Source organism: Mycobacterium sp. E3298 (assembly GCF_001666895.1).
Classification (GTDB): Bacteria; Actinomycetota; Actinomycetes; order Mycobacteriales; family Mycobacteriaceae; genus Mycobacterium.
This window is the reverse complement of sequence record NZ_LZJB01000283.1, coordinates 1-1,011: the sequence shown is the minus strand read 5'-3', so window position 1 is coordinate 1,011 and position 1,011 is coordinate 1. Positions and strand designations below refer to the sequence as shown.

Annotated in this window: 1 protein-coding gene and 1 pseudogene; both read left to right on the top strand. The window is 68.7% G+C overall.

The window, feature by feature from the left end; translation table 11 throughout:
- Positions 1 to 286, top strand: a pseudogene (locus A9X05_RS13470) (DUF58 domain-containing protein); the annotation flags it as partial.
- Positions 287 to 329: 43 nt separating this feature from the next.
- A partial coding sequence (locus A9X05_RS13465; RefSeq protein ID WP_231978363.1) for a VWA domain-containing protein occupies positions 330 to 1,011 on the top strand: 682 nt, incomplete at its 3' end.

The window sequence follows — 1,011 nt, the reverse complement described above, 5'->3', positions numbered from 1 at the left end:
GGTGCTGGCCGTCGAGGTCGTCGACCCCCGCGACGTCGAGCTGCCCGACATCGGTGACGTCGTGCTGCAGGACGCCGAATCCGGGGTCACCCGCGAGTTCACCATCGATCCCCAGCTGCGCGACGATTTTGCCAGGGCTGCCGCCGCGCACCGCGCCGAGGTGGCGCGCACCGTGCGCAGCTGCGGGGCGCCGATACTGACCCTGCGCACCGACCGCGATTGGATCGCCGACATCGTCCGCTTCGTCGAGTCCCGCCGGCGCGGGGCGATGGCGGGACGGCAGTGACGGGCACTTTGACCGAGGCGCACAGACACACCAAGACGGTTTTATGACACTGCCATTGCTCGGGCCGATATCGCTGTCCGGCTTCGCACACTCCTGGTTCTTCCTGTTCCTGTTGGTCGTGTTCGGGCTGGCCGCGATGTACATCCTCATGCAGCTGGCGCGGCAGCGAAGGATGCTGCGCTTCGCCAACATGGAGCTGCTGGAAAGCGTTGCGCCCCAACGCCCTTCGCGCTGGCGGCACGTGCCGGCGATCCTGCTGGTGGCGTCGCTGGTGCTGTTCACCATCGCGATGGCGGGGCCGACCAACGACGTCCGCATTCCCCGCAACCGGGCGGTGGTGATGCTGGTGATCGACGTGTCGCAGTCGATGCGCGCCACCGATGTGCAGCCCAACCGGATGGCGGCCGCGCAGGAGGCGGCCAAGCAGTTCGCCGACGAGCTGACCCCGGGCATCAACCTGGGGCTGATCGAGTACGCGGGCACGGCCACCGTGCTGGTGTCGCCGACGACCAACCGCGACGCGACGAAGAACGCGCTGGACAAGTTGCAGTTCGCCGACCGCACCGCCACCGGGGAGGGCATCTTCACCGCGTTGCAGGCGATCGCGACGGTCGGCGCGGTGATCGGCGGCGGCGACAAGCCGCCACCGGCGCGCATCGACTGCGACACGTCGATCACCAGCATCACCACCGCCCGGTTGCGGGGAATGCGGACGTCGTTGGTCG